Consider the following 19,743-nt stretch of genomic DNA (forward strand, 5'->3'; position numbering starts at 1 on the left):
TCACTTCTCCGGGTACGGGAAGTTGCCGGCGGACATCGCCGCGCGGGCATCATGGGTGGAAGGCTGGCCGGCGATGAAGTCGTCCGGGTACCAGGCGAAGTGGTGCACGCCCTGCGCCTGCAGCTGGCGGATCTGCGCGCGCAGGCGCTCGGCGGGAATCGGTTGCCCGCTGCGCCAATCGACGGTCTGCAGTTCGAACAGGGTGTGCTGCAACTGGGGATCGTGCGCACGCACCGCGGCCAGCAGCTGGTCGAGCCAGCGTTCCGGATGCCTGCTGCCTTCCATCCACGGCATCGCCATCAGTGCGGTCTGGTCGTAGGCCTTGTTGAACAGGTCCAGGCGCTGCGCGAACCAGGCTTCGCTCTGCGGACGCAGCACCGGCTCCGCGTACAGGTTGCGCACCGTGGCCAGCTTCGGCCGCCAACGCTGCGCACTGTCGCGCAGGGCCAGGGTGAAGTCGATCAGCGCCCGGGTACGAGCGCTGCCATCGTCGCCGGCCGCCAGCGTCGGCAGTTCTGTGTCGCGCAGGTAGCCATCATCATGGAAGAGCAGGCCTTCGAAGTACGAGTTGACGGCCAGATCCTCGTAGATGTCGAGCATGATCTGGCGTGCCTCCAGATTGGTGAAGTCCAGCCGGTACATGCCGTCGGCATCGCCGTTGTGGATCGCCAGTGCCTTGCGCTGCACGGGGTCGGGCAGCTCGAAGCCGAGCACCGGCAGCCATGCGTAGACCTTCACCCCCGCGCGCGACTTCAGCTGCCAGGCGACCCGGCTGAACAGGTCCGCGCGCATCGGCATGTGCCGGTTGGGGAAGTACAGTGCATCGGCGGTGTTGTTGCCGTCCGGATCGGCGAACGCCTGCAGGTAGACGTGGGTGGGCGAGATGCGCTTGACCCGCTCGATCAGCGCATCGAGGTTGCGCCCCTGCTGCGCCGGGTCCGGGTCGTACACATCATCCAGGTCGACCTGCAACGCGCGGATGCCGTCGAGCGCAACGTCGCGCCGCAGCTCGTAGGCCAGGCCCTCCACGGTCGGGTTGTCGCTGACCAGGAAGCGCGCCAGCCCATGCAGGTCGCTGGCCACTGGCGTGCTGCGGCCTTCCAGATCGAAGGACACCGGCATGCCCAGCTGTTCGGCGATGTCGTTGCTCAACTGGTTGTAGGCGGCGTACGGCCAGACAATGGCGCGCGGGGGCACGCCCAGGTGCTGCTGGATGCGCTGCACGCTGCGGCCGAGATCGGCGCGCAGGCGCTGCTCGTACTGCGCCTCGCTCTCGTAGCTGCGCGTGGCCGGCCGGTAGATGCGGGTGACCACCGCTGGCGTCGAATTGCCCTGCGGATTGGCAAGCACTCCGTGGTGCAGGTCGTCGGTATGGCTGGCCACTTCGATCAGGCCGCTGTCGTGCATCTGCTTCAGCTGCGCCCAGGTAACGAAGTCATCGTGGCCGAACGGCCGGTAGCCATAGTCGATCGTGCGTCCGGGCGCCATGTCCACGTAATCGGTGATCACTGCCACCAGCGCCGGGTAGCGGTACGCCTGCAGCAGCGGGAACGCCTTGTCGTAGACGCTGCGCAGGCCATCATCGAAGGTCAGCAGTACCGGTTTCGGTGGCAGCGTGGCGCGTCCCTGGGAGGCGTCGATCACCTGCGACAGCGACACCGGGTGGTAGCCGTGTGCCCCCAGCCAATCCAGGTGCGCGGCGAAGTTCTGCGTGCTCACCGCGTAGGTATCGGCGTCGCCCTTGGCCGCGACCCGGTCGCGGATGTCGTGGTAGCTGAGGATCAGCAGGCCGTTGTCAGTAGCATCGAGATGCAGGGCCTGCTGCGCGAACGCCGGCGGCGTGGCGGCCAGCAGCAGGAGCACGATCAGTCGTAGGATGCGGGCCATGTCACTCTCCCCAGCGCAGTGCGGCTTCGAAGCCGATATGACGCTCGCGGTGGCCGTCGTAGACCGGCCGCGACCAGCGCACGCCGTACTCGAACACGCGGCCCTGGCCCAGCTGCCATTCGTGCATGTAGGACACCGAAGGGACCAGAGCGCTGCCGAAGCCGTCCTGCCAGTAGTCACCGAGCGAGACCGTCAGGCGGTGCCGGAAGTGGCGCTCGTAGTGCCGCCATAGCTGCTGGTCGATGCGCAGCCCGATCTCGACCATGCGGTCGCGCTTCGGGTTGAAGTAGGGCGCGTCGTCGCGGCTGCCCCGGCTGGTGTAGGCACTGGCCAGGCCGTCGATCAACCAGCGCGGGCGGGTCAGCAGGCGCTGTTCGATGCTGGTGCTGAATAGCTCGCGGTGGTTGCCGTCGTCGTAGCGGAAGCGGCTGGCACCGAACATCCAGTGGGTCAGCTCGCTGCGCCGGTAGTCGACCTGCGCGCTCACGCTGTCAGCGGTGATGCCCGCCACGCGCGCCTGCATCGAGGCTTCCGGGTCATTGCGTGCGGCCACCAGCCCGGCATGCCAGTAATCGTTGAACTGCCAACCCACGCCGATGCGCAGGCCGGTATCGCCAATGTGGTCGTTGGCGCGCAGTACCGCCGCTTCCGCATCCAGCTGGCCAAAGCGGTAGCGTACGCCCGCGCCCAGCCACCGCGGGTCGATGCGCTGGTCCTGGAAGTCGACCGAGCGCCTGTCGGCGAAGGCGAACAACCGCCAGCGGTCGTCGAGCACCGGTGTCTGCACTTCGATGCCGTAGTGGCGGTCGTTGTTGCCCAGCGGCGAGGTGCCGCCACCGCCGGAGCTGCGACCAATGTCGGTCCATGCCTTCAGCTGCCAACCGCGATGCGCCCGCCAGGCCTGGTCCATGCGTTCGACGGCGGGTTGGGTCGGGTAGCGTGCGACAAGATCGTCGTGCAGTGGCCTTGCCAGGTCATCGCGCTGCAGGGCGACGTAGGCCTCCTCCATGCCCAGCCGCGGCTCGATGTTGCGAGGGTCCAGCGCATGTGCCATCTGCTGGCGCTGCAGTGCCATGCGTGGCCATCCGCGCATCATGTACACGCTGCCCAGCGCGCTCTGCAGGCCGCCGTTGCCCGGTGCGATGTCGACCATCGATTCCAGGTCGTGCTGTGCGGTGCGCAGGTCGCCGCTGTAGGCGCGTACCATCGCCAGATTCAGGTCGGCCTCGTAACGTGACCAGTTCGCGTACGGTGACTTGCCGTTGCTCCAGCGCCACGCCGGCTCCTTGTCACGCCAGGCCTGCAGTAGGTCGATCGCCTTTTCCTGCTGCTCGCTCTCCAGGTAGGCATAGGCCAGTTCCGAATGCGAAGCATCGCGTGTCGGGTCGCCGGCCACTGCCGCCTGCAGCACCGGTATGGCTTCTTCCGGATGCAGGGTGCCCATCAGCGAATCGCCGACCGCAGGCAGCACATAGTCGGGCAGGGCATGGCCTTCGGCCTGCAGTGCGCGGGCTTCCTCGCGCACCTGCGCATGGCGGCCCAGCCGGTTGAGCAGGATCAGCCGGTCCATGCGGACGCGAAGCGGCGCCTGCGCGGGCGGGGTGCCTTCGCTGCCCAGGTAGCGCTGCATGCGCGCCAGGGTCGATTCGGCTTCTTCCAGGCGGCTGTCTTCGCTGCTGCTGTAGGCCAGGCTCCAGACCACCAGCTTGGCCAGGTAGTCGCCTTCGATGCGCTGCTTCTGTGCAGCGTCGAACAGCTGCGGGCGCTGCTGGTACAGCTCCCAGGCGCGCCAGGCGTTGCCGATGTCGCCCAGGGTCAGTACGCGCAGCTTGAACAGCAGGTCGTCGTTGGGTTGCTCTTGGCTGGCGCGCTCGATCGCGCCGAGGGCATCCAGCCAGCGGGCTTGGTCGCGGTAACGGCCGATCTCGGCCAGGGCCGCCTCGCGGTCAGGCGGGGCAGCGCTGCTGGCCCAGGCCAGGGCGGTACAGGCAAGGCCGACGCAGAGCGCCAGCCGGCGGTGGACAACCATTGGGGACCCTTGGCTTCCGAACCAGACAACCTGAGAAATGTGACGCACATCACATGCCAGCTTTTGGCGTGGCCGTGGCCCGCGTCACTCCCTTCGTGCATTCCCGTCCAGCAAGGACGGATACAAACCCGGACAGCGACCTGCAATGTCTTGTCTGAAACGAGAGTCCCCCGCACACCGAATGGTGGCCTGGGCGGCGCTGCCGCCCCCATGCCCGATGCCGGCACGCGGCAAGGATGGGCATTCGTGGGCACTATCCGCCCGGAATTGTCAGCCCGGCGTCAAAATGCGCAGACGGGCTGACGAGCGGTAGGTGGGCCGGTTGCGAGGCCCTGCGCGGCTTACCAGAGGTCTTCCAGCTTGCGCGGCTTGCAGGCCACCCAGGAGGCGCACAGCATCAGGGTGGCGCAGCCGAACAGGAAGCTGAACGGGAGCGTCCAGCCGTTGCTGACCGTATGCAGCCAGCCGACCAGGAACGGCCCCAGACAGCTGAAGCTGTAACCCACGCCCTGCATGAAGCCGGACAGTGCCGCCGAGCCGGTGGGGGTGCGCGTGCGCAGGTTGATCAGGGTCAGCGCCAGCGGGAAGGTGGATGGACCGACGCCGAGCAGGCACGCCCACAGCAGGGGGGCCTTCATCGGTGCCAGCAGCAGGCCGGTGAAGGCGATCACGAACGAGAAGAAGCCGATCAGCACCAGCGGGAACGGGTTCTGCATGCGAACTGCCATGGATGGAATGACCAGCGACGGCAGCAGCCCGAGCGCCGAGAACACCGCCACCATCACGCCACCAAAGGCCGGTGTGCCGCCGGCCTCGACCACGATGCGTGGCAGCCAGGTGAACATCGAATAGGTCATCAGCGAAGTCATGCCGAACATCAGCGTCATGCTCCAGCCCAGTGAGGTGCGCCAGACTTTCCCATGCGGCTGTGCGGCCGGGTCGGTGGCATCTGCCTGCGCCTTCGGCGCGCGCCTGGCCAGCACCAGCCACGGCAGTGCGGCAGCCAGCGCCAGCAGCGCCCACATGCCCAGCGACACGCGCCAGCCTGCGGCGTTGGCCACCGGCACCGCCAGCAGCGCCGGCAGCATCGTGCCCAGCTGCAGCACGCTGATGTAGAGCGTGCTCATGGTGCCGACCTTGTTGGCGAAATAGCGCTTCACCAGCGGCGGCACCACCACGTTGCCGATGCCCATGCCGGCCAGTGCCAGCACCGAACCGAGCAGCAGCGTGCCGACGTTGCCGGCGCTGGAGCGCAGCAGCAGGCCGGCCATCGCCATCACCATCGCCAGCAGCGTGGTGCGCTCCAGGCCCAGGCGCCGCGCCAGCGCCGGCGTGGCCACGCCGAACAGTGCGAACGACGCGGTCGGCAGCATGCCCAGCACGCCGGTCATGGTGGTGCCGAAGCCGAACTGCTGGCCGAGTACGTCCAGCAGCGGGGTGATCGAGGTGACCGCAGTGCGCAGGTTGACCGCTGCCAGCAGGATCGCGGCAAACGCGAGGACACGACCGTGCAGCAGCGACGGCGAATCGGAAGTGGAGGAACTCATCGGTGGTCCTTGCAGGTGTCGCATGCCGGGGCAATGGCATGCAGCGCCGGCATCGGTCTACGCCGAAGCGGCAGGTGGGGGTGGGGGCTGCAGGCGGGCCGGCAGCGCGGCCATTGTACGTGCGCTGCCTGGCAAGGTCCCGTCATGCGGGAGGCCTGGCGCCTGGTACAAAAAAACCCGGAGGACAGTGATGTCTTCCAGGCTTCTTGGTGACCACCGAAGTGGTCGGGGAGACAGGATTCGAACCTGCGACCTCTACGTCCCGAACGTAGCGCTCTACCAGACTGAGCTACACCCCGAAGGGAGCCGCCTATTCTAGCGATTCACCCCGATGGCGGCAAGGGGTGAATGCTGTTTTCTTCACACTGCCGAAGCAGTGCCACTTCAGGGAACAAAAAAGCCTGGACGACTTCACCAGGCTTCAATGCGACCACCGAAGTGGTCGGGGAGACAGGATTCGAACCTGCGACCTCTACGTCCCGAACGTAGCGCTCTACCAGACTGAGCTACACCCCGAAGGAGCCGCCTAAGATACCGTGTGAAGGCCAAGGCGGCAAGGCTTTTTTACAGCTCAGCGACGATTTTCCTTCTCGATGCGGTTCTGCTCGCGGGCTTCGAACCACATGCCGTTGAGGATGGCCACCGTCGAGGCGAGGCCGGCACCGAGAATCCAGGCGAAATACCACATGATCAGTCTCCTTCATTCCGGGTAGGTGCCGACCGTTGGTCGGCACACGTGCAAGCAATCAATACGCGTTCGGGTTGTTGCCCATCTCTTCGGTGGTGGTCTTGCCCTTCAGCACGCGGTACACCCAGGTGGTGTAGGCGAGGATGATCGGCAGGAACACCGCCGTGGCCAGCAGCATGATCCACAGGGTCAGGTGGCTGGACGAGGCGTCCCACACGGTCAGGCTGGAGGTGGGCTGGCTCGAGGACGGCAGCAGGAACGGGAAGATCGCAAAGCCGACGGTCAGGATGATGCCGGCGATGGCTGCCCCGGAGGCGATGAAGGCCAGGCCGCCGCGACGGGCCCGCAGCAGTACCGCACTGGCCAGCAGTCCGGCCAGGCCCAGCAGCGGCGCCAGGATCGTGGCCGGCATGGCGCTGTAGTTGCGCATCCAGCCACCGGCGGCGCCGAGTTCGGCGGTCTTCAGCAGCGGATTGGTGGCGCCGTCGGTGACCACCTGCGAGGTGATCTGGTAACCCGGCAGGCCGAAGGCCACCCAGGCGCCGCCCACCGCGAACAGCACGAAGGCGATGATCGCGGCGATGCTGCCGAAACGGGCCGCACGTTCGGCCACTGGGCCGTCGGTCTTCAGCACCAGCATGGCGGCACCGTGGGCGACCAGCATCGACACGCTGAGCAGGCCGGCCAGCAGCGCGAAGGGCATCAGCAGGCCGAAGAACGAGCCGGTGTAGAAGATGCGCATGCTGTCATCGAAGTGGAACGGCACGCCCAGCACCACGTTGCCCACCGCCACGCCCATGATCAGCGCCGGGATGAAGCCACCGATGAACAGCGCCCAGTCCCAGGTGTTGCGCCAGCGCTCGCTGGGCATCTTGCTGCGGAACTTGAAGCCGACCGGTCGCAGGATCAGCGCGAACAGGATCACGAACATCGCCAGGTAGAACCCGGAGAAGCTGACCGCGTAGAGCGGCGGCCATGCGGCGAAGATCGCGCCGCCGCCCAGGATCAGCCACACCTGGTTGCCTTCCCATACTGGACCGATGGTATTGATCACCAGCCGGCGCTCAGCGTCGTTGCGGGCGACGAAGGGCAGCAGGGTGCCCACGCCCAGGTCGAAACCATCCATCACGGCGAAACCGATCAGCAGGATGCCGAGCAGCAGCCACCAGATCACGCGCAGCGTGGTGTAGTCCAGAAGAATGAAATCCATCTTGGTTCTCCTGCCTCAGGCCTGGCCGGCGGCCGGCGCCGAGACATTGTGGGAAGCATGCGGCTGGGGCGACTGCAGTGACGGCAGCACCTCGTCCGGACCCTTGCGGATCGCCTTGAGCATCAGCTTGATCTCGACCACGATCAGCGCGGTGTAGATGGCAGTGAAGCCGGCCAGGGTCAGCACGATTTCATGCAGGGCCAGCCCCGATGCTGCATAGAAGGTCGGCAGCACGCCATCGACCGCCCACGGCTGGCGACCATACTCGGCCACGAACCAGCCGCACTCGATCGCGATCCACGGCGCCGGCAGCGTCCACAGGGCCAGCTTGAGGAACCAGCGCTTGTCCTGGAAATTGTTGCGGCAGGAGTAGTAGAAGGCCAGGGCGAAGAAGGCGATGAGGTAGAAGCCGAGGCCGGCCATCACGCGGAAGGTCCAGAACAACGGCATCACGCGCGGCACCGTGTCCATCGCCGCCTGCGAGATTTCCTGCGGGGTGGCGTTGAGGATGTCATCGCGATAGCGCTTGAGCAGCAGGCCGTGGCCCAGGTCCTGCCAGTGACGGTCGAACATCTCGCGCGCTTCAACGTCGTTTTTGTTGGCGCGCAGGCGTTCCAATGCACCGTAGGCCAGCTGGCCGCCACGCACGCGGTGTTCGGCGCGCTCGACCAGTTCCAGGATGCCGGGAATCGGCTGGTTCAACGAGCGGGTGGCGATCAGGCCCATCAGGTAGGGGATCTTCACCGCGTAGTCGTTCTGGTGGGTCTCCTGGTTGGGGATGCCGAAGGCGGTGAAGTCGGCCGGCGCACGCTCGGTCTCCCACATCGCTTCGATCGCGGCCAGCTTCATCTTCTGGTGTTCGCTGGCGGCGTAACCGCTCTCGTCACCCAGCACGACCACCGACAGCGATGACAGCAGGCCGAACGCCGCGGCCACCGCAAACGAACGACGGGCCAGGTCCTTGTGCTTGTTGCGCAGCAGGAACAGCGCGCTGATCGCCATCACGAACACCGCACCGGTCACGTAGCCGGCGCTGACGGTGTGCACGAACTTGGCCTGCGCCACCGGGTTGAACACCACCGCCATGAAGTCGACCACTTCCATGCGCATGGTTTCCGGGTTGAACACCGCACCGGTCGGGTTCTGCATCCAGCCATTGGCCACCAGGATCCAGATCGCCGACAGGTTGGTCCCCAGCGCCATCAGCCAGGTCACCATCAGGTGCTTGACCTTGCTCAGGCGGTTCCAGCCGAAGAAGAACAGGCCGACGAAGGTGGCTTCCAGGAAGAACGCCATCAGGCCTTCGATCGCCAGTGGCGCACCGAAGATGTCACCCACGTAGTGGCTGTAGTAGGACCAGTTCATGCCGAACTGGAATTCCATGACGATGCCGGTGGCAACGCCCATGGCGAAGTTGATGCCGAACAGGACGCCCCAGAACAGGGTCATCCTGCGCCAGATCTCCTTGCCGGTCATCACATACACGCTCTCCATGATGGCCACCATGAAGGACAGGCCGAGGGTGAGCGGTACGAATAGGAAGTGGTACATCGCGGTCAGCGCGAATTGCAGCCGCGACAGTTCTACGACTGTCTGATCAATCATGGCCTGGCTACCTCGTTGGATAGTGCCGTTGCAGGTGGCGGGAAGGGTGGTCTACGACGTGAATGATGTGACCGACTACTTCAAACAGCCTTGATCCAGATCAATGTATGAACAGGTGCCCCGGTTGATCGTATGCCAACCTGATGAAGACTGCGACCGCCGGCCGCAGGGGCGGGCTATTGCCTGCGCCTACAATGCCGTGTCTCCCCCGTTGCCCGTGAAGACCTCTTGAGCGCTGCCGAAACGACCCCTGACGGCCTGTCCCCGGAAGCTGAAACCGCCCGACAGCGGCGTGTGCGCACGGCCTGGCTGGCCGACCTGGCACGCTCCGCCCGGGGCCGCCAGCGCCTGGCCGCGCTGTGCATCAGCCTGTCCGGCGCACTGTTGATCGGCCAGGCTGCCGCCATCGCCTGGCTGGTGCAGCAGGTGCTGGTGGAGCGCGTGCCGCTGGCCTCTGGCCTGCCGGTGCTGGCGGGATTGGCGGTGATCCTGGTGCTGCGCACCCTGCTGGGCAGCGCCACCCAGGCCGCCGCCGGTGACGTGGCCGACGCCGCACGCCTGGCATTGCGCGAACGCGTGTTCGCACGCCTGTTGGGCCACGGCCCACTGTGGCTGCGGCAGCGCCGCACCGGCGAACTGGGCGAACTGATGCTGCATCACGGTGATGCGATCGAGAGCTATTACAGCGGCTTCCTGCCGGTGCGCACTGAAGTGGTGGTGGTGCCGCTGCTGATCCTGGCCGCTGTCGCCTGGGTCGACTGGGTGGTGGCGCTGATCCTGCTGTTCACCGCGCCGCTGGTGCCGTTCTTCATGATGCTGGTGGGCTGGGGCGCCGAAGCGGCCGGCCGTGCGCAGCTGGGTGAGCTGGCACGCATGAGCGGCCATTTCGCCGACCGGATCAAGGGCCTGGGCCTGCTACGCCTGTATGGCCGCGGTGACGCCGAGCTGGAGGGTATCGAGGCCGCCGCTGAAGGCGTGCGCGTGCGCACGCTGAAGGTGCTGCGGATTGCCTTCCTGTCGTCCACGGTGCTGGAATTCTTCGCCTCGGTGAGCGTGGCGATGGTGGCGCTGTACCTGGGCCTGAGCTATCTGGGCATGATGTCGCTGCATGCAGCGGTGCCGACGCTGGGTGCGGGGCTGTTCTGCCTGCTGCTGGCACCGGAATTCTATGCGCCGCTGCGACGGCTGGCCGCGCACTACCATGATCGCGCCAATGCACTGGCCGCCGCCGCCGAAGTGGAGCGCCTGCTGCAGTCGCTACCCGATGAGCAGGGCCTGGTCGAGAACGAGGTTGCACCGCTGGCGGTGGAGCCGGCCGAGGCCGCGTTGCCGCCGCTGCAGGCACAAGGGCTGGTGCTGCGCCCGCTGGGCGCGCCGCAGGATGTGCTGCAGGATCTGGACCTGCGGCTGGAGCCGGGCCAGCGCCTGGCCCTGGTTGGTCCCAGCGGCTCCGGTAAAAGCACCCTGCTGGAAGCGCTGGCCGGCTGGCTGCCGCCGTGCGCCGGCAAGCTGCAGCTGCGTCCCGGTGTGCAGGTGGCCTATGCCAGCCAGCGCCCCTACCTGTTCCACGGCAGCATTGCCGACAACCTGCGCCTGGCCGATCCGGGTGCCAGCGATGCGCGTCTTCGTGCGGTGGCCGAGGCCGCGCAGGTGCTGCAGTTCGCACAGCGCCTGCCACAGGGCCTGGACACGGTGATCGGCGAACGTGGCTTCGGCCTGTCCGGCGGCGAAGCCCGTCGTATCGGCCTTGCCCGGTTGTTGCTGCGCGACCCGCAGGTCCTGCTGCTGGACGAACCCACCGCGTTTCTCGACGCCGATACCGAGGCCGCACTGCTGCGCAGCCTGGCTGCCTATGCGCGAGGTCGCAGTGTGGTGGTCGCCACCCACAGCCCGGCGGTGATCGCCTGGGCCGACCGCTGCCTGCTGCTGCCGGAAGGGCGCCTGGTCGAACCGGCACAGGCGGTGCGCGCATGAGCCGTTCGCCTGATTCGCTGCGCGCGGTGTTCCTGCGCCATCGGCCGCGCCTGCTGCTGACCGTGCTGCTGCTGTGGACCACCATGCTGGCCGGCACCGCATTGCTTGGCCTGTCCGGTGGCTTCCTCACCGCCGCCGCGTTGGCTGGTGCGGCCGGCCTCGGCCAAGGCTTCAACTTCTTCTCACCGTCCGCGGGTATACGCGGGCTGACGATGGCGCGCATCGTGTCGCGCTATTTCGAGAAGCTGGTCGGCCACGACGCCACGCTGCGCATCGCCCGCGACCTGCGCGTGTGGTTCTTCCGCCGCGCGTTGCCGCTGGCACCCGCACGATTGGGGGCTACGCGCACCGGCGACCTTCTGGCGCGCCTGCTCGGCGACATCGGTGAAGTGGACGGCCTGCTGGTGCGTGCGATCGGGCCGCTGGTGGCGTTGGGCGGATTGTCGCTGGTCGCGATCGTTTCGGCGGCACTGATCCTGCCGCCGGCTGCGGTGCTGCTGGCGGTGCTGGCGCTGCTGATCGCCTTCGGCGTGCCGTGGCTGGGCGTGCGTGGCCACGATGATGAAGAGGCCGACCGCGCGGCGCATCGCGCCGCATTGCGCACCGCGGCCTTTGAAGGGTTGGAAGGTGCGGGTGACCTGGCCGCGCTGCATGCCGATGCAGCGTGGCAGCTGAAGGTGCGCGTGGCAGCCAAGCAGCTGGCCTCGCGGGATCGTCGTCGGCGCTGGCGCCTGATCGCGGCCTCGACCCTGCATGGCCTGGTGGCCGGGCTGGGGCTGGTGGCGATGCTAGCGTTGGCCCTGCACGCGGCCGAGCAGCAGCGCATCGCACCGGAAATGGCCGCAGGTTTGGTGTTCCTCACCGTGGCGTTGATCGAGCTGTGGGCCGGCATGGGCCTGGCCTGGCAGTCGCTGCAGTCCGGGCGCATTGCCGCCGATCGCCTGCAGGCGATCGTCGAGCAACCGCCGACAGTGGACGATCCGCAGGCGCCACAGGTGGTGCCGCCGGCTGCGCGCGTGCATTGGGATGACGTGCATTTCCAGTGGCCAGGCGGCGCGCGGCCGGTGTTGTCCGGCCTGCAGCTGACCCTGGCGCCAGGCGAACGCATCGCCATCCGTGGAGACAGCGGCAGCGGCAAGACCACGCTGTCGAGCCTGCTGCTGCGGTTGTGGGATCCGCAGCAGGGACGGCTGACCTACGGTGGCCGCGACCTGCGTGATTTCGCCCAGGCCGACTGGCACCGGCAACTGGCGTGGCTGCCGCAGAACGCGCCGGTGTTTGCCGGCAGCGTGGCCGAGAACCTGCGGTTGGGTGATCCCGATGCCAGCGACGCCGCCTTGTGGGCGGTGCTGCGCCGCGTGCGCCTGGGCGAATGGGCCGAGCGCAACGGCGGCCTGCCGGCCTGGGTGGGCGAGAACGGCGCGACGATGTCGGCCGGCCAGGCCCGGCGGTTGGCACTGGCGCGTGCGCTGCTGCGCAATGCGCCGATCCTGCTGCTGGACGAACCGACCGAAGGCCTCGACGTGGATACCGCACGCGCGCTGTTGCAGGACCTTTCCGGGTTGCTGGACGGGCGCAGCCTGTTGATGATCACCCACGACGACCTGCCCGAAGGCGTGGTTGATGCGCAGTACCGGTTGCGCGACGGGGCTCTGGTCCGCGAAGCGTGAACCGGTAATGCCGGCCGCTGGCCGGCAACCTCATGGCGCTTGATACGGACACGGATTTGCCGGCCAGCGGCCGGCATTACCCATTCGAACGGTTACCGCGAAAACTCGCGCAGCATCACCGCGATCGAGGCCACGTTGGCCAGCACGCACAGCCAGAACACCCACTGGAACTCGGCTTTGCGGTGCTTGTGGCGGAACAGGGCCTGGCCCAGCAGCGCGCCCGGCCAACCGCCGGCAAAGGCCAGCATCTGCAGGGTGCGTTCGGGAATGCGCCATTGCTTTCGCTGCGCCGCGCGCTTGTCCTGGCCGTACAGCGCGAACAACACCGCGCTGGCCAGCATGCACCAGCCACCCAGCCACAGCGGCAGCACACCGCTGACCATCAGCGCGATCAACGCGCCGAACGCGGCGAGCGCCAGGTTGCGCCGCCAAGCCACTACAGCGCGTCGAGGAAGCCGCGCACGGCGGGGCCGAAACGATCGAAGTCGACCAGGAAGGCGTCGTGACCCTGCGGTGACTCCAATCCGATGAAATGGGCGTCAGCGCCTCCGGCACGCAGGCCATCGGCGACCTGTTGCTGCTGCTGCACCGGGAACAGGATGTCGGTGTTGGCGCCGATCGCCAGCGCCTTCTCCACCCGGATCTTCGCCAGCCCGGCCAGCACATCGCCATCGGCGTACTCGGCCAAGTCGAACCAGTCCATCGAGCGGCTCAGGTACAGATAGCAGTTGGGGTCGAAGAAACGCACGAAGCGCCGTGCGTGGCCTTCCAGGTAACTTTCCACCTGGAATTCGAGGCCGAACGGATCGTCGTCGGTCTGGTCCGAATCCAGTCGCACGCGGCCAAAGCGGCCATCCCATTCCAGTGCCGAACGGTAGGTGATCACGCCCAGCTTGCGCGCCATGCGCATGCCGGACTCGGGATACGCGTCGTCGTCGTAGTGGCCACCATTCCAGCGTGGATCAAGGCGGATCGCTTCGCGCTGCAGCGAGCGGATCGCGATGGAGAACGGCAGCGCCTGCGCGCTGCCGGAAATGTTGACGTGGCTGCGCGCAATGACCGGGTGCAGCATCAGCACGGCCAACGCGGTCATGCCGCCCATCGAATTGCCGACCACGCAGGCCAGCTGTTCGATGCCCAGGGCGCGCACGACTTCGATCGCGGCGCGCGCGCCGTCTTCGATCGACAGCTCGGGGAAGTCGAGACGATACGGTTGGCCGGTGGCCGGGTTGAGCGAGGCCGGACCGGTCGAGCCCTTGCAGCTGCCCAGCGAGTTCACGCAGACCACGAACCAGCGGTCGGTATCGATCGCCTTGCCGGGTCCGACCATGCCTTCCCACCAGCCCGCTGCCGGGTTGGCGTCGTTGGCTGCCGCGTGTGCATCCGGCGAGAGGCCGGTCACGATCAGGATCGCGTTGCTGGCGTCGGCCGCCAGTGTTCCCCAGGTCTCATAGGCCACGCGCGCGCCGTGCAGGGCGCCGCCGCGCTTGAACGGGAAGGGCGAGGGCAGGGCGTGGAAGCGGGTGCCGGGCGGGATGAATTCGGTCATGCAGGCATTCTAGCGGGGCCGCATGTGGAGCTGGCGACACGCTGGTTTCCATCGGCGATGCAGGTAGTGCCGGCCCCTGGCCGGCAACCTCGCAGGCGCATCACGATTCATGAGGTTGCCGGCCAGCGGCCGGCACTACCGCGGCGCGTTACGGGAAGCGCAGCTCCACAACACCGTCGTGGGGCAGGCTCACCTTCACCGGTACGCTCTGCAGGTCATCCTCGCTGCGGTTGGCGCTGCCGGTGCGCGAGATGCGTGCCAGCACTTCCACTTCGCGATGGGCCGACAGCGGTGCGGTTGGCATCGGGCTGTCAGCGTCACCCAGCCCGACCGTGGCCGGGAATCCGGCCAAGGGCAGCTTGCGTGCGGCCACCGGCATCGGCGGTCCACCCGCGGCGCGGGCCAGCACGAATACCTGGGTGCTGGCCGGCCACTCGGTGCCCTTCAACGCAGGCAACTGCACGCGCACCTGCAACAGCGCCGGTGGCGCCGCAACGGCTGCATCGGACGGCTGACCGGCGGCTTCACGGGCGATGGCGATCTGCGCCTGCAGCGCCTGCGCGGCGCCGGGCTCAAGCCGTGGCAGCAGGCCGCTCCACACATCCGCGGCCTCGGCATTCTTTCCGCGCTGGCGCAGGGCGATCCCCAGCAGCCAGCTGGCACGCTCGGCATCGGGTGCCTGTGCACGCGCCTGCTGCAACCAGGCCATTGCGGTGTCATCGAACTGCTTGCCGGCATCGGCCTGCGCACGTGCCTGCGCCGCTTCCACCAGCACGCCGGGGTCTTCCGGGGCGAGAGTGGCGGCCCGCGCGAACGCGTCCGCCGCGGCTGCGGCATTGCCCAGTTCGGCTTGCGACCGGCCCAGCAGCGCCCAGCCATCGGCCCGCTGTGGGTCACGCTTCAGTGCATCCTGCAGGGCCTGCACGCCATCGCGCAGGGTGGCTACCGACGGCGTCGGTTGTACCTGTGCTGCACGCGGATCACCGACCAGCAGGTACAGGCAGGCACCGGCCACGCCCAGTGCGAACACGCCGACCACGAAACCGCGGCGGCCAGAGTGGCGCAGCGGCCACAGCACCAGTGCTGCCATCAGCGCAGCAACCAGACCGGCCAGCACCGGCAGCCAATGGCTCACCATCCGTCTCCTTCATCGGCCTTGCCGGCCGCTGCTGCGCCAACCGTACGGCCACGGCGGCGGACGATGCCCAGCACCACCAGAGCACCCGCACCGAGCATCAGCAGGGGACCGCCCCACAGCAGCCAGGTGCCCGGCTGCAACGGTGGCTGATAGAGCACGAACTCACCGTAGCGCGCGACCAGGAACTGCTTGATCTGCGCGTCGTCGTGGCCCTGCTGCATCAGCTGCAGCACCTCGCGGCGCAGGTCCTGCGCGATCTGCGCGTTGGAATCGGCCAGCGACTGGTTCTGGCACTGCACGCAGCGCAGCTGCGCGGCCAGGTCGTGGAAGCGGCGTTCTTCGGCGCCATCGCGGAACTGCAGCGGCTGCGGATCATGCAGCGGCTGCTGTGCCAGCGCGGCCAGCGGCAGCATCAGGAGCAGCAGCGCCAGCAGCCAGCGCATGGGCTCAGGGCGCCGTGTGCAACGTGCTGCCGGCATTGCCCTGGGCCTTCTCGATCTTCTCCAGCGCCGGGATCAGCTTCTCGTCGACCACGCGCTGGGTCATCGCACCGCTGTACTTCCAGCGCACGATGCCGCTGCCGTCGACAAGGAAGGTTTCCGGTGCGGCGGTCACGCCCCAGTCGATCGCGGTGCGGCCTTCCACGTCGCTGAGCACGACCATGAACGGGTTGCCCAGCTGTTCCAGCCAATGCAGGGCATCGGTCGGTTCATCCTTCCAGTTGTAGCCGATCACGCGCACGCGCTTGCTCTCGGCGAAACGGGTCAGCACCGGGTGTTCCTCGCGGCAGGCCGCGCACCAGCTGCCCCACACGTTCAACAGGTACGGCGCGCCACGCAGTTCGTCGCTGTGCACGATCATTTCCGGGTCGTGCAGCACCGGCAGCGCGAACGCTGGCGCCGGCTTGTCGATCAGCGCCGATGGCAGCACGTCGCGCTGCGGATCACCCGATTTCATAACCCCGTAGATCATCAGCCCGAGCAGGCCGAAGAAAAACAGCACGCCGATCACGATGGCTACCGGCGGCAGCGGGCGGGAGGGGCGCGGGGCGGGGGACTCGGACATGGAAACTCCTACGGACGACGGAAACGGCGGTCGGCGGCGGCGATGAATCCGCCCAGGGCCATCAACAGCGCGCCCAGCCAGATCCAGCGCACGAACGGCTTGATGTGCACCCGTACCGCCCATGCATTGTTGCCCAGCGGCTCGCCCAATGCCACGTAGACATCGCCGTCGAAGCGTGCATCGATGCCGGCCTCGGTCATCACCTGGCCGCCGCTGGCGTACTGGCGCTTCTCCGGGTGCAGCAGGGCCAGTTCGCGGCCGTCGCGGAACACCCGCAGGTGACCGCGGTCGGCGATGAAATTGGGGCCTTCGCGATGGTCCACGCCCTCGAAGCGCACTTCGTAGCGACCGACCACCAGTTGCTGGCCCGGGGCCAGCGCCACTTCGCGCTGCACGTTCAAGGCTTCCACCAGCAGCGCGCCGGCCAAGAACACGGCGATGCCGGCGTGGGCAACGATCATGCCGAGCATTTCGGCGGTGAAGCGGCCGTTGCCGCGCAGTCGCTGCCAGACGAAGCGTGCGGTACCGAGTGCGACCCAGGCCGCAGCGGCCACGCCGATGCCGGCCTTCCACCCGTTCTGCGGCGCCTGCCACCAGGCCAGCGCGCCCAGCAGCAGCGCCAGGCCCAGCCACGGTGCCAGCAGCGCGAAGGCGCGCGAGGGCTGGTCACGCTGCCATTTCACCAGTGGGCCGAACGGCAGCAGCAGGATCATTGGCGCCATCAGCAGCAGGAACAGGCTGCCGAAGTAGGGCGGGCCGACCGAGATCTTGCCCAGCGACAGCGCATCGGCCAGCAACGGATACAGCGTTCCGAGCAGCACCATCGCGCAGGCCGTGGCCAGCAGCAGGTTGTTGGCCAGCAGCAGGGTCTCGCGCGAGGTGGCGGTGAAACCACGGCGCGGGTCGTCGGCGTCCACGCTCAGCTGGCTGGCGCGCAGCGCGTACAGCAGCAGGCTGCCACCGACCAGCACCGACAGGAACACCAGGATGAACAGGCCACGCGAGGGATCGGCGGCGAACGAATGCACGCTGGTCAGCACACCGGAGCGGACCAGGAAGGTGCCCAGCAGCGACAGCGCGAAGGCGGCGATCGCCAGCAGCAGGGTCCAACTGCCGAACGTGCCGCGCTTTTCAGTGACGGCCTGCGAATGGATCAGTGCCGCACCGACCAGCCATGGCATGAAGCTGGCGTTCTCCACCGGGTCCCAGAACCACCAGCCACCCCAGCCCAGCTCGTAGTAGGCCCACCAGCTGCCCAGCGCGATGCCCAGGGTCAGGAAGCCCCACGCGACGTTGGTCCAGGGCCGCGTCCAGCGCAGCCAGCGCGCATCCACGCGACCTTCCAGCAGCGCCGCCGCCGCGAATGCGAACGGAACGGCGAAACCCACGTAACCGATGTACAGCATCGGTGGATGGATGATCAGCCCCGGGTCCTGCAGCAGTGGGTTGAGATCGCGCCCTTCCAGCGGCGCCGGGTTCAGGCGCAGGAACGGGTTGGAAGTGAATATCAGGAAGGCGAGGAAGCCGACGCTGACGATGCCCATCACCGCCAGTACGCGCGCCTGCACCGGTGCCGGCAGGTGCCGGGAGAACAGCGCCACCGCGCCGGTCCACAATGCCAGCACCAGCGCCCACATCAGCAGTGAGCCTTCATGCGCGCCCCAGACCGCCGAATAGCGGTAGATCATCGGCAGCAGCGAATTGGAGTTCTCGGCCACGTAGCGCACTGAGAAATCCTGCTGCACGAACGCGGCGGTCAGCACCGCGAACGCGCCGGCGAGCAGCAGCAGCTGCGCGAGCGCGGCTGGCCGTGCCACCGCCATCCATGCCGTGTTGTTGCGATGTGCGCCGACCAGCGGCAGGCCGGCCTGCAGCAGCGAGGCCAGCAATGCGCACATCAGCAGGATCTGACCCAGTTCGGGCAGCACTCAGCGCACCTCGGGGGCCGTCACCGGCACATCGTGCTTGCGGTGGGCATCGCCCATCTTGTCGGCCACTTCCTTTGGCACGTACTTCTCATCGTGCTTGGCCAGCACTTCGTCGGCGACGAAGGTGCCGTCCTGCAGGCGGCCGCTGGCGACCACCGCCGTGCCTTCGGCGAACATGTCCGGCAGGATCCGCGAGGTGGTCACTGCCAGCTGCGCGTCGCCGTCGGTCACTTCGAAACGTGCTTCCAGCGAGCCGACCGGCCGATTGAAGGAACCCTTTACCACCATGCCGCCCAAGCGGAAGCGCGACTGCGCATCGACATCACCGCGCAGCACTTCCGAAGGCGTGTACAGGTAGGCGATGTTGCGCTCCAGTGCCATCGCCACCAGCGCAGTGGCCAGCCCGGAGGCGAGCAGGGCCAGCAGCACCCATGCCAAGCGGCGACGCTGTACCGGGGTCATCGTTCCAGCTCCGTCGACAGCGGCGCAGCTGCGTCCTGCCTGCCGGCGCGGGTCTGCTGCCGCTGCTGGCGGGCCAGCGCCAGCCGGCGTGCCACGCGCAGGCGCAGCCACGAACCGATGGCATCGGCGCCGAGCACCAGCACGAACACGGCGTAGGCGCCGATCACATAGGGCAGGTGGGTCATGGCTGGGCCTCCCGGACCGGGCGTTCGGCACCGACGCGACCACCGACCCAGGCCTTGCCGGCCTCGCGGTCGAGATTGTCGGCGCGGGCCTTGGCCAGCACCGAACCGGCGAACCATAACTTGGTGCCGATCACCATCCACCACAGCGGCGCGATCATCGCGCTGCTGATCGCCGATTCACCGAACACGTTGATCGACTGGCGCTGATGCAGGCCGCCCCACCAGTCCACCGAATAGCGGATCACCGGCAGCAGGCTGACGCCGACGATGGCCAGCAGTCCCGCCGCACGTGCGGCGCTGCGGCGGTCCTCGATGGCGTGGTAGAGGCCGATCACGCCCAGGTACAGGAACAGCAGCACCAGCTCGCTGGTCATGCGCGGGTCCCAGTCCCACCAGGTGCCCCAGGTGCCCTTGCCCCAGATGCTGCCGGTCAGCAGGGTGATCAGGGTGAAACCGGCGCCCATCGGCGCGCAGGCCATGGCAAGGATCTCGCAGACCTTGATCCGCCAGATCAGCGCGATGGCGGCATACAGCGCCATCAGCGCGAATACGAACAGGCTCATCCAGGCACTGGGCACGTGGATGTAAAGGATGCGGAAGCTGTCCAGCTGCTTGGCTTCCGGCGGCACTACCAGCAGCGCCTGCCACATGCCGACCAGCAGCACCGGCACCGCCGCGAGGTAGAACACCCGCGACCAGCGGGCAGCGAAACGGTCGAACGTGGGAGGCGAACCGAGTTGGTGGAACCAGCGGACAATCGGATTCATGCGTGGCGGCTATCCAGCAGGGGTGGATTGGCTCTCAGC

Annotated in this window: 17 protein-coding genes and 2 tRNA genes; 2 read left to right on the top strand and 17 right to left on the bottom strand. The window is 67.6% G+C overall.

Annotation, left to right across the window (positions count from 1 at the left end; all coding sequences use genetic code 11):
- The 8 genes from pgaB to JLDANKMP_RS07650 all read right to left on the bottom strand — a co-directional run bounded on the left by pgaB (position 1) and on the right by JLDANKMP_RS07650 (position 8,966).
- Complete coding sequence (gene pgaB, locus JLDANKMP_RS07615; RefSeq protein ID WP_212560840.1) at positions 1 to 1,887, bottom strand: poly-beta-1,6-N-acetyl-D-glucosamine N-deacetylase PgaB; 1,887 nt, start codon at positions 1,885 to 1,887, stop codon at positions 1 to 3.
- Between the two features lies 1 nt (position 1,888).
- Positions 1,889 to 3,916, bottom strand: a complete 2,028-nt coding sequence (pgaA, locus tag JLDANKMP_RS07620) for a poly-beta-1,6 N-acetyl-D-glucosamine export porin PgaA (protein ID WP_212560841.1) — start codon at positions 3,914 to 3,916, stop codon at positions 1,889 to 1,891.
- Between the two features lie 341 nt (positions 3,917 to 4,257).
- Positions 4,258 to 5,463, bottom strand: a complete 1,206-nt coding sequence (locus JLDANKMP_RS07625; protein WP_212560842.1) for an MFS transporter — start codon at positions 5,461 to 5,463, stop codon at positions 4,258 to 4,260.
- A 222-nt stretch (positions 5,464 to 5,685) separates the two neighbouring features.
- A tRNA-Pro gene (locus JLDANKMP_RS07630) sits at positions 5,686 to 5,762 on the bottom strand.
- Between the two features lie 140 nt (positions 5,763 to 5,902).
- Positions 5,903 to 5,979 (bottom strand) — tRNA-Pro (locus JLDANKMP_RS07635).
- A 55-nt stretch (positions 5,980 to 6,034) separates the two neighbouring features.
- Positions 6,035 to 6,151, bottom strand: a complete 117-nt coding sequence (gene cydX / locus JLDANKMP_RS07640) for a cytochrome bd-I oxidase subunit CydX (protein ID WP_005410354.1) — start codon at positions 6,149 to 6,151, stop codon at positions 6,035 to 6,037.
- Between the two features lie 58 nt (positions 6,152 to 6,209).
- Positions 6,210 to 7,361, bottom strand: coding sequence for a cytochrome d ubiquinol oxidase subunit II (gene cydB, locus JLDANKMP_RS07645; protein ID WP_005410353.1), 1,152 nt, complete (start codon positions 7,359 to 7,361; stop codon positions 6,210 to 6,212).
- 15 nt (positions 7,362 to 7,376) lie between these two features.
- Positions 7,377 to 8,966, bottom strand: coding sequence for a cytochrome ubiquinol oxidase subunit I (locus JLDANKMP_RS07650; protein ID WP_212560843.1), 1,590 nt, complete (start codon positions 8,964 to 8,966; stop codon positions 7,377 to 7,379).
- A 228-nt stretch (positions 8,967 to 9,194) separates the two neighbouring features.
- Here JLDANKMP_RS07650 and cydD point away from each other — a divergent pair, with 228 nt between their 5' ends.
- On the top strand, positions 9,195 to 10,940 hold the full coding sequence (gene cydD / locus JLDANKMP_RS07655; protein ID WP_212560844.1) for a thiol reductant ABC exporter subunit CydD: 1,746 nt from the start codon (positions 9,195 to 9,197) through the stop codon (positions 10,938 to 10,940).
- Positions 10,937 to 12,610: a thiol reductant ABC exporter subunit CydC gene (cydC, locus tag JLDANKMP_RS07660; RefSeq protein WP_212560845.1), complete on the top strand. Its 1,674-nt coding sequence runs from the start codon at positions 10,937 to 10,939 to the stop codon at positions 12,608 to 12,610. Before cydD ends, cydC begins: the two co-directional genes overlap by 4 nt.
- Positions 12,611 to 12,702: 92 nt before the next feature.
- Here the strand turns inward: cydC and JLDANKMP_RS07665 are convergent, their stop codons facing one another.
- From JLDANKMP_RS07665 to ccmC, 9 genes are all read right to left on the bottom strand, one after another.
- Complete coding sequence (locus tag JLDANKMP_RS07665) at positions 12,703 to 13,047, bottom strand: DUF1294 domain-containing protein (protein WP_212560846.1); 345 nt, start codon at positions 13,045 to 13,047, stop codon at positions 12,703 to 12,705.
- Positions 13,047 to 14,159 carry a homoserine O-acetyltransferase gene (locus JLDANKMP_RS07670; RefSeq protein WP_212560847.1) on the bottom strand — a complete coding sequence of 371 codons (1,113 nt, stop codon included), beginning with the start codon at positions 14,157 to 14,159 and terminating at the stop codon, positions 13,047 to 13,049. The genes JLDANKMP_RS07665 and JLDANKMP_RS07670 overlap by 1 nt, the downstream gene beginning before the upstream one ends.
- 148 nt (positions 14,160 to 14,307) lie before the next feature.
- Positions 14,308 to 15,297: a cytochrome C biogenesis protein gene (locus JLDANKMP_RS07675; RefSeq protein ID WP_212560848.1), complete on the bottom strand. Its 990-nt coding sequence runs from the start codon at positions 15,295 to 15,297 to the stop codon at positions 14,308 to 14,310.
- Positions 15,291 to 15,740 (bottom strand): cytochrome c-type biogenesis protein, encoded by a 450-nt coding sequence (locus tag JLDANKMP_RS07680; protein ID WP_005413991.1) that lies wholly within the window; start codon positions 15,738 to 15,740, stop codon positions 15,291 to 15,293. The genes JLDANKMP_RS07675 and JLDANKMP_RS07680 overlap by 7 nt, the downstream gene beginning before the upstream one ends.
- Before the next feature lie 4 nt (positions 15,741 to 15,744).
- Positions 15,745 to 16,362 carry a DsbE family thiol:disulfide interchange protein gene (locus JLDANKMP_RS07685; protein ID WP_005410345.1) on the bottom strand — a complete coding sequence of 206 codons (618 nt, stop codon included), beginning with the start codon at positions 16,360 to 16,362 and terminating at the stop codon, positions 15,745 to 15,747.
- A gap of 8 nt (positions 16,363 to 16,370) precedes the next feature.
- Positions 16,371 to 18,290, bottom strand: coding sequence for a heme lyase CcmF/NrfE family subunit (locus tag JLDANKMP_RS07690; RefSeq protein ID WP_212560849.1), 1,920 nt, complete (start codon positions 18,288 to 18,290; stop codon positions 16,371 to 16,373).
- Entirely contained in the window at positions 18,291 to 18,752 is a 462-nt protein-coding gene (gene ccmE / locus JLDANKMP_RS07695) for a cytochrome c maturation protein CcmE (RefSeq protein WP_005410343.1), read from the bottom strand.
- Positions 18,749 to 18,937 (bottom strand): heme exporter protein CcmD, encoded by a 189-nt coding sequence (gene ccmD / locus JLDANKMP_RS07700; RefSeq protein WP_005410342.1) that lies wholly within the window; start codon positions 18,935 to 18,937, stop codon positions 18,749 to 18,751. Before ccmD ends, ccmE begins: the two co-directional genes overlap by 4 nt.
- The gene (gene ccmC / locus JLDANKMP_RS07705) at positions 18,934 to 19,704 is read right to left on the bottom strand and encodes a heme ABC transporter permease CcmC (protein ID WP_212560850.1); all 771 of its coding nucleotides are present in this window, start codon (positions 19,702 to 19,704) and stop codon (positions 18,934 to 18,936) included. The genes ccmD and ccmC overlap by 4 nt, the downstream gene beginning before the upstream one ends.
- Positions 19,705 to 19,743: the final 39 nt, after the last annotated feature.

This window comes from Stenotrophomonas sp. PE591, assembly GCF_018320795.1.
GTDB lineage: Bacteria > Pseudomonadota > Gammaproteobacteria > Xanthomonadales > Xanthomonadaceae > Stenotrophomonas > Stenotrophomonas maltophilia.

Coding starts and splice junctions, on each gene's coding strand:
- pgaB (WP_212560840.1), bottom strand. CDS start 1,887: ATGGCCCGCATCCTACGACTGATCGTGCTCCTGCTGCTGGCCGCCACG.
- pgaA (WP_212560841.1), bottom strand. CDS start 3,916: ATGGTTGTCCACCGCCGGCTGGCGCTCTGCGTCGGCCTTGCCTGTACC.
- JLDANKMP_RS07625 (WP_212560842.1), bottom strand. CDS start 5,463: ATGAGTTCCTCCACTTCCGATTCGCCGTCGCTGCTGCACGGTCGTGTC.
- cydX (WP_005410354.1), bottom strand. CDS start 6,151: ATGTGGTATTTCGCCTGGATTCTCGGTGCCGGCCTCGCCTCGACGGTG.
- cydB (WP_005410353.1), bottom strand. CDS start 7,361: ATGGATTTCATTCTTCTGGACTACACCACGCTGCGCGTGATCTGGTGG.
- JLDANKMP_RS07650 (WP_212560843.1), bottom strand. CDS start 8,966: ATGATTGATCAGACAGTCGTAGAACTGTCGCGGCTGCAATTCGCGCTG.
- cydC (WP_212560845.1), top strand. CDS start 10,937: ATGAGCCGTTCGCCTGATTCGCTGCGCGCGGTGTTCCTGCGCCATCGG.
- JLDANKMP_RS07670 (WP_212560847.1), bottom strand. CDS start 14,159: ATGACCGAATTCATCCCGCCCGGCACCCGCTTCCACGCCCTGCCCTCG.
- JLDANKMP_RS07675 (WP_212560848.1), bottom strand. CDS start 15,297: ATGGTGAGCCATTGGCTGCCGGTGCTGGCCGGTCTGGTTGCTGCGCTG.
- JLDANKMP_RS07680 (WP_005413991.1), bottom strand. CDS start 15,740: ATGCGCTGGCTGCTGGCGCTGCTGCTCCTGATGCTGCCGCTGGCCGCG.
- JLDANKMP_RS07685 (WP_005410345.1), bottom strand. CDS start 16,362: ATGTCCGAGTCCCCCGCCCCGCGCCCCTCCCGCCCGCTGCCGCCGGTA.
- ccmE (WP_005410343.1), bottom strand. CDS start 18,752: ATGACCCCGGTACAGCGTCGCCGCTTGGCATGGGTGCTGCTGGCCCTG.
- ccmD (WP_005410342.1), bottom strand. CDS start 18,937: ATGACCCACCTGCCCTATGTGATCGGCGCCTACGCCGTGTTCGTGCTG.
- ccmC (WP_212560850.1), bottom strand. CDS start 19,704: ATGAATCCGATTGTCCGCTGGTTCCACCAACTCGGTTCGCCTCCCACG.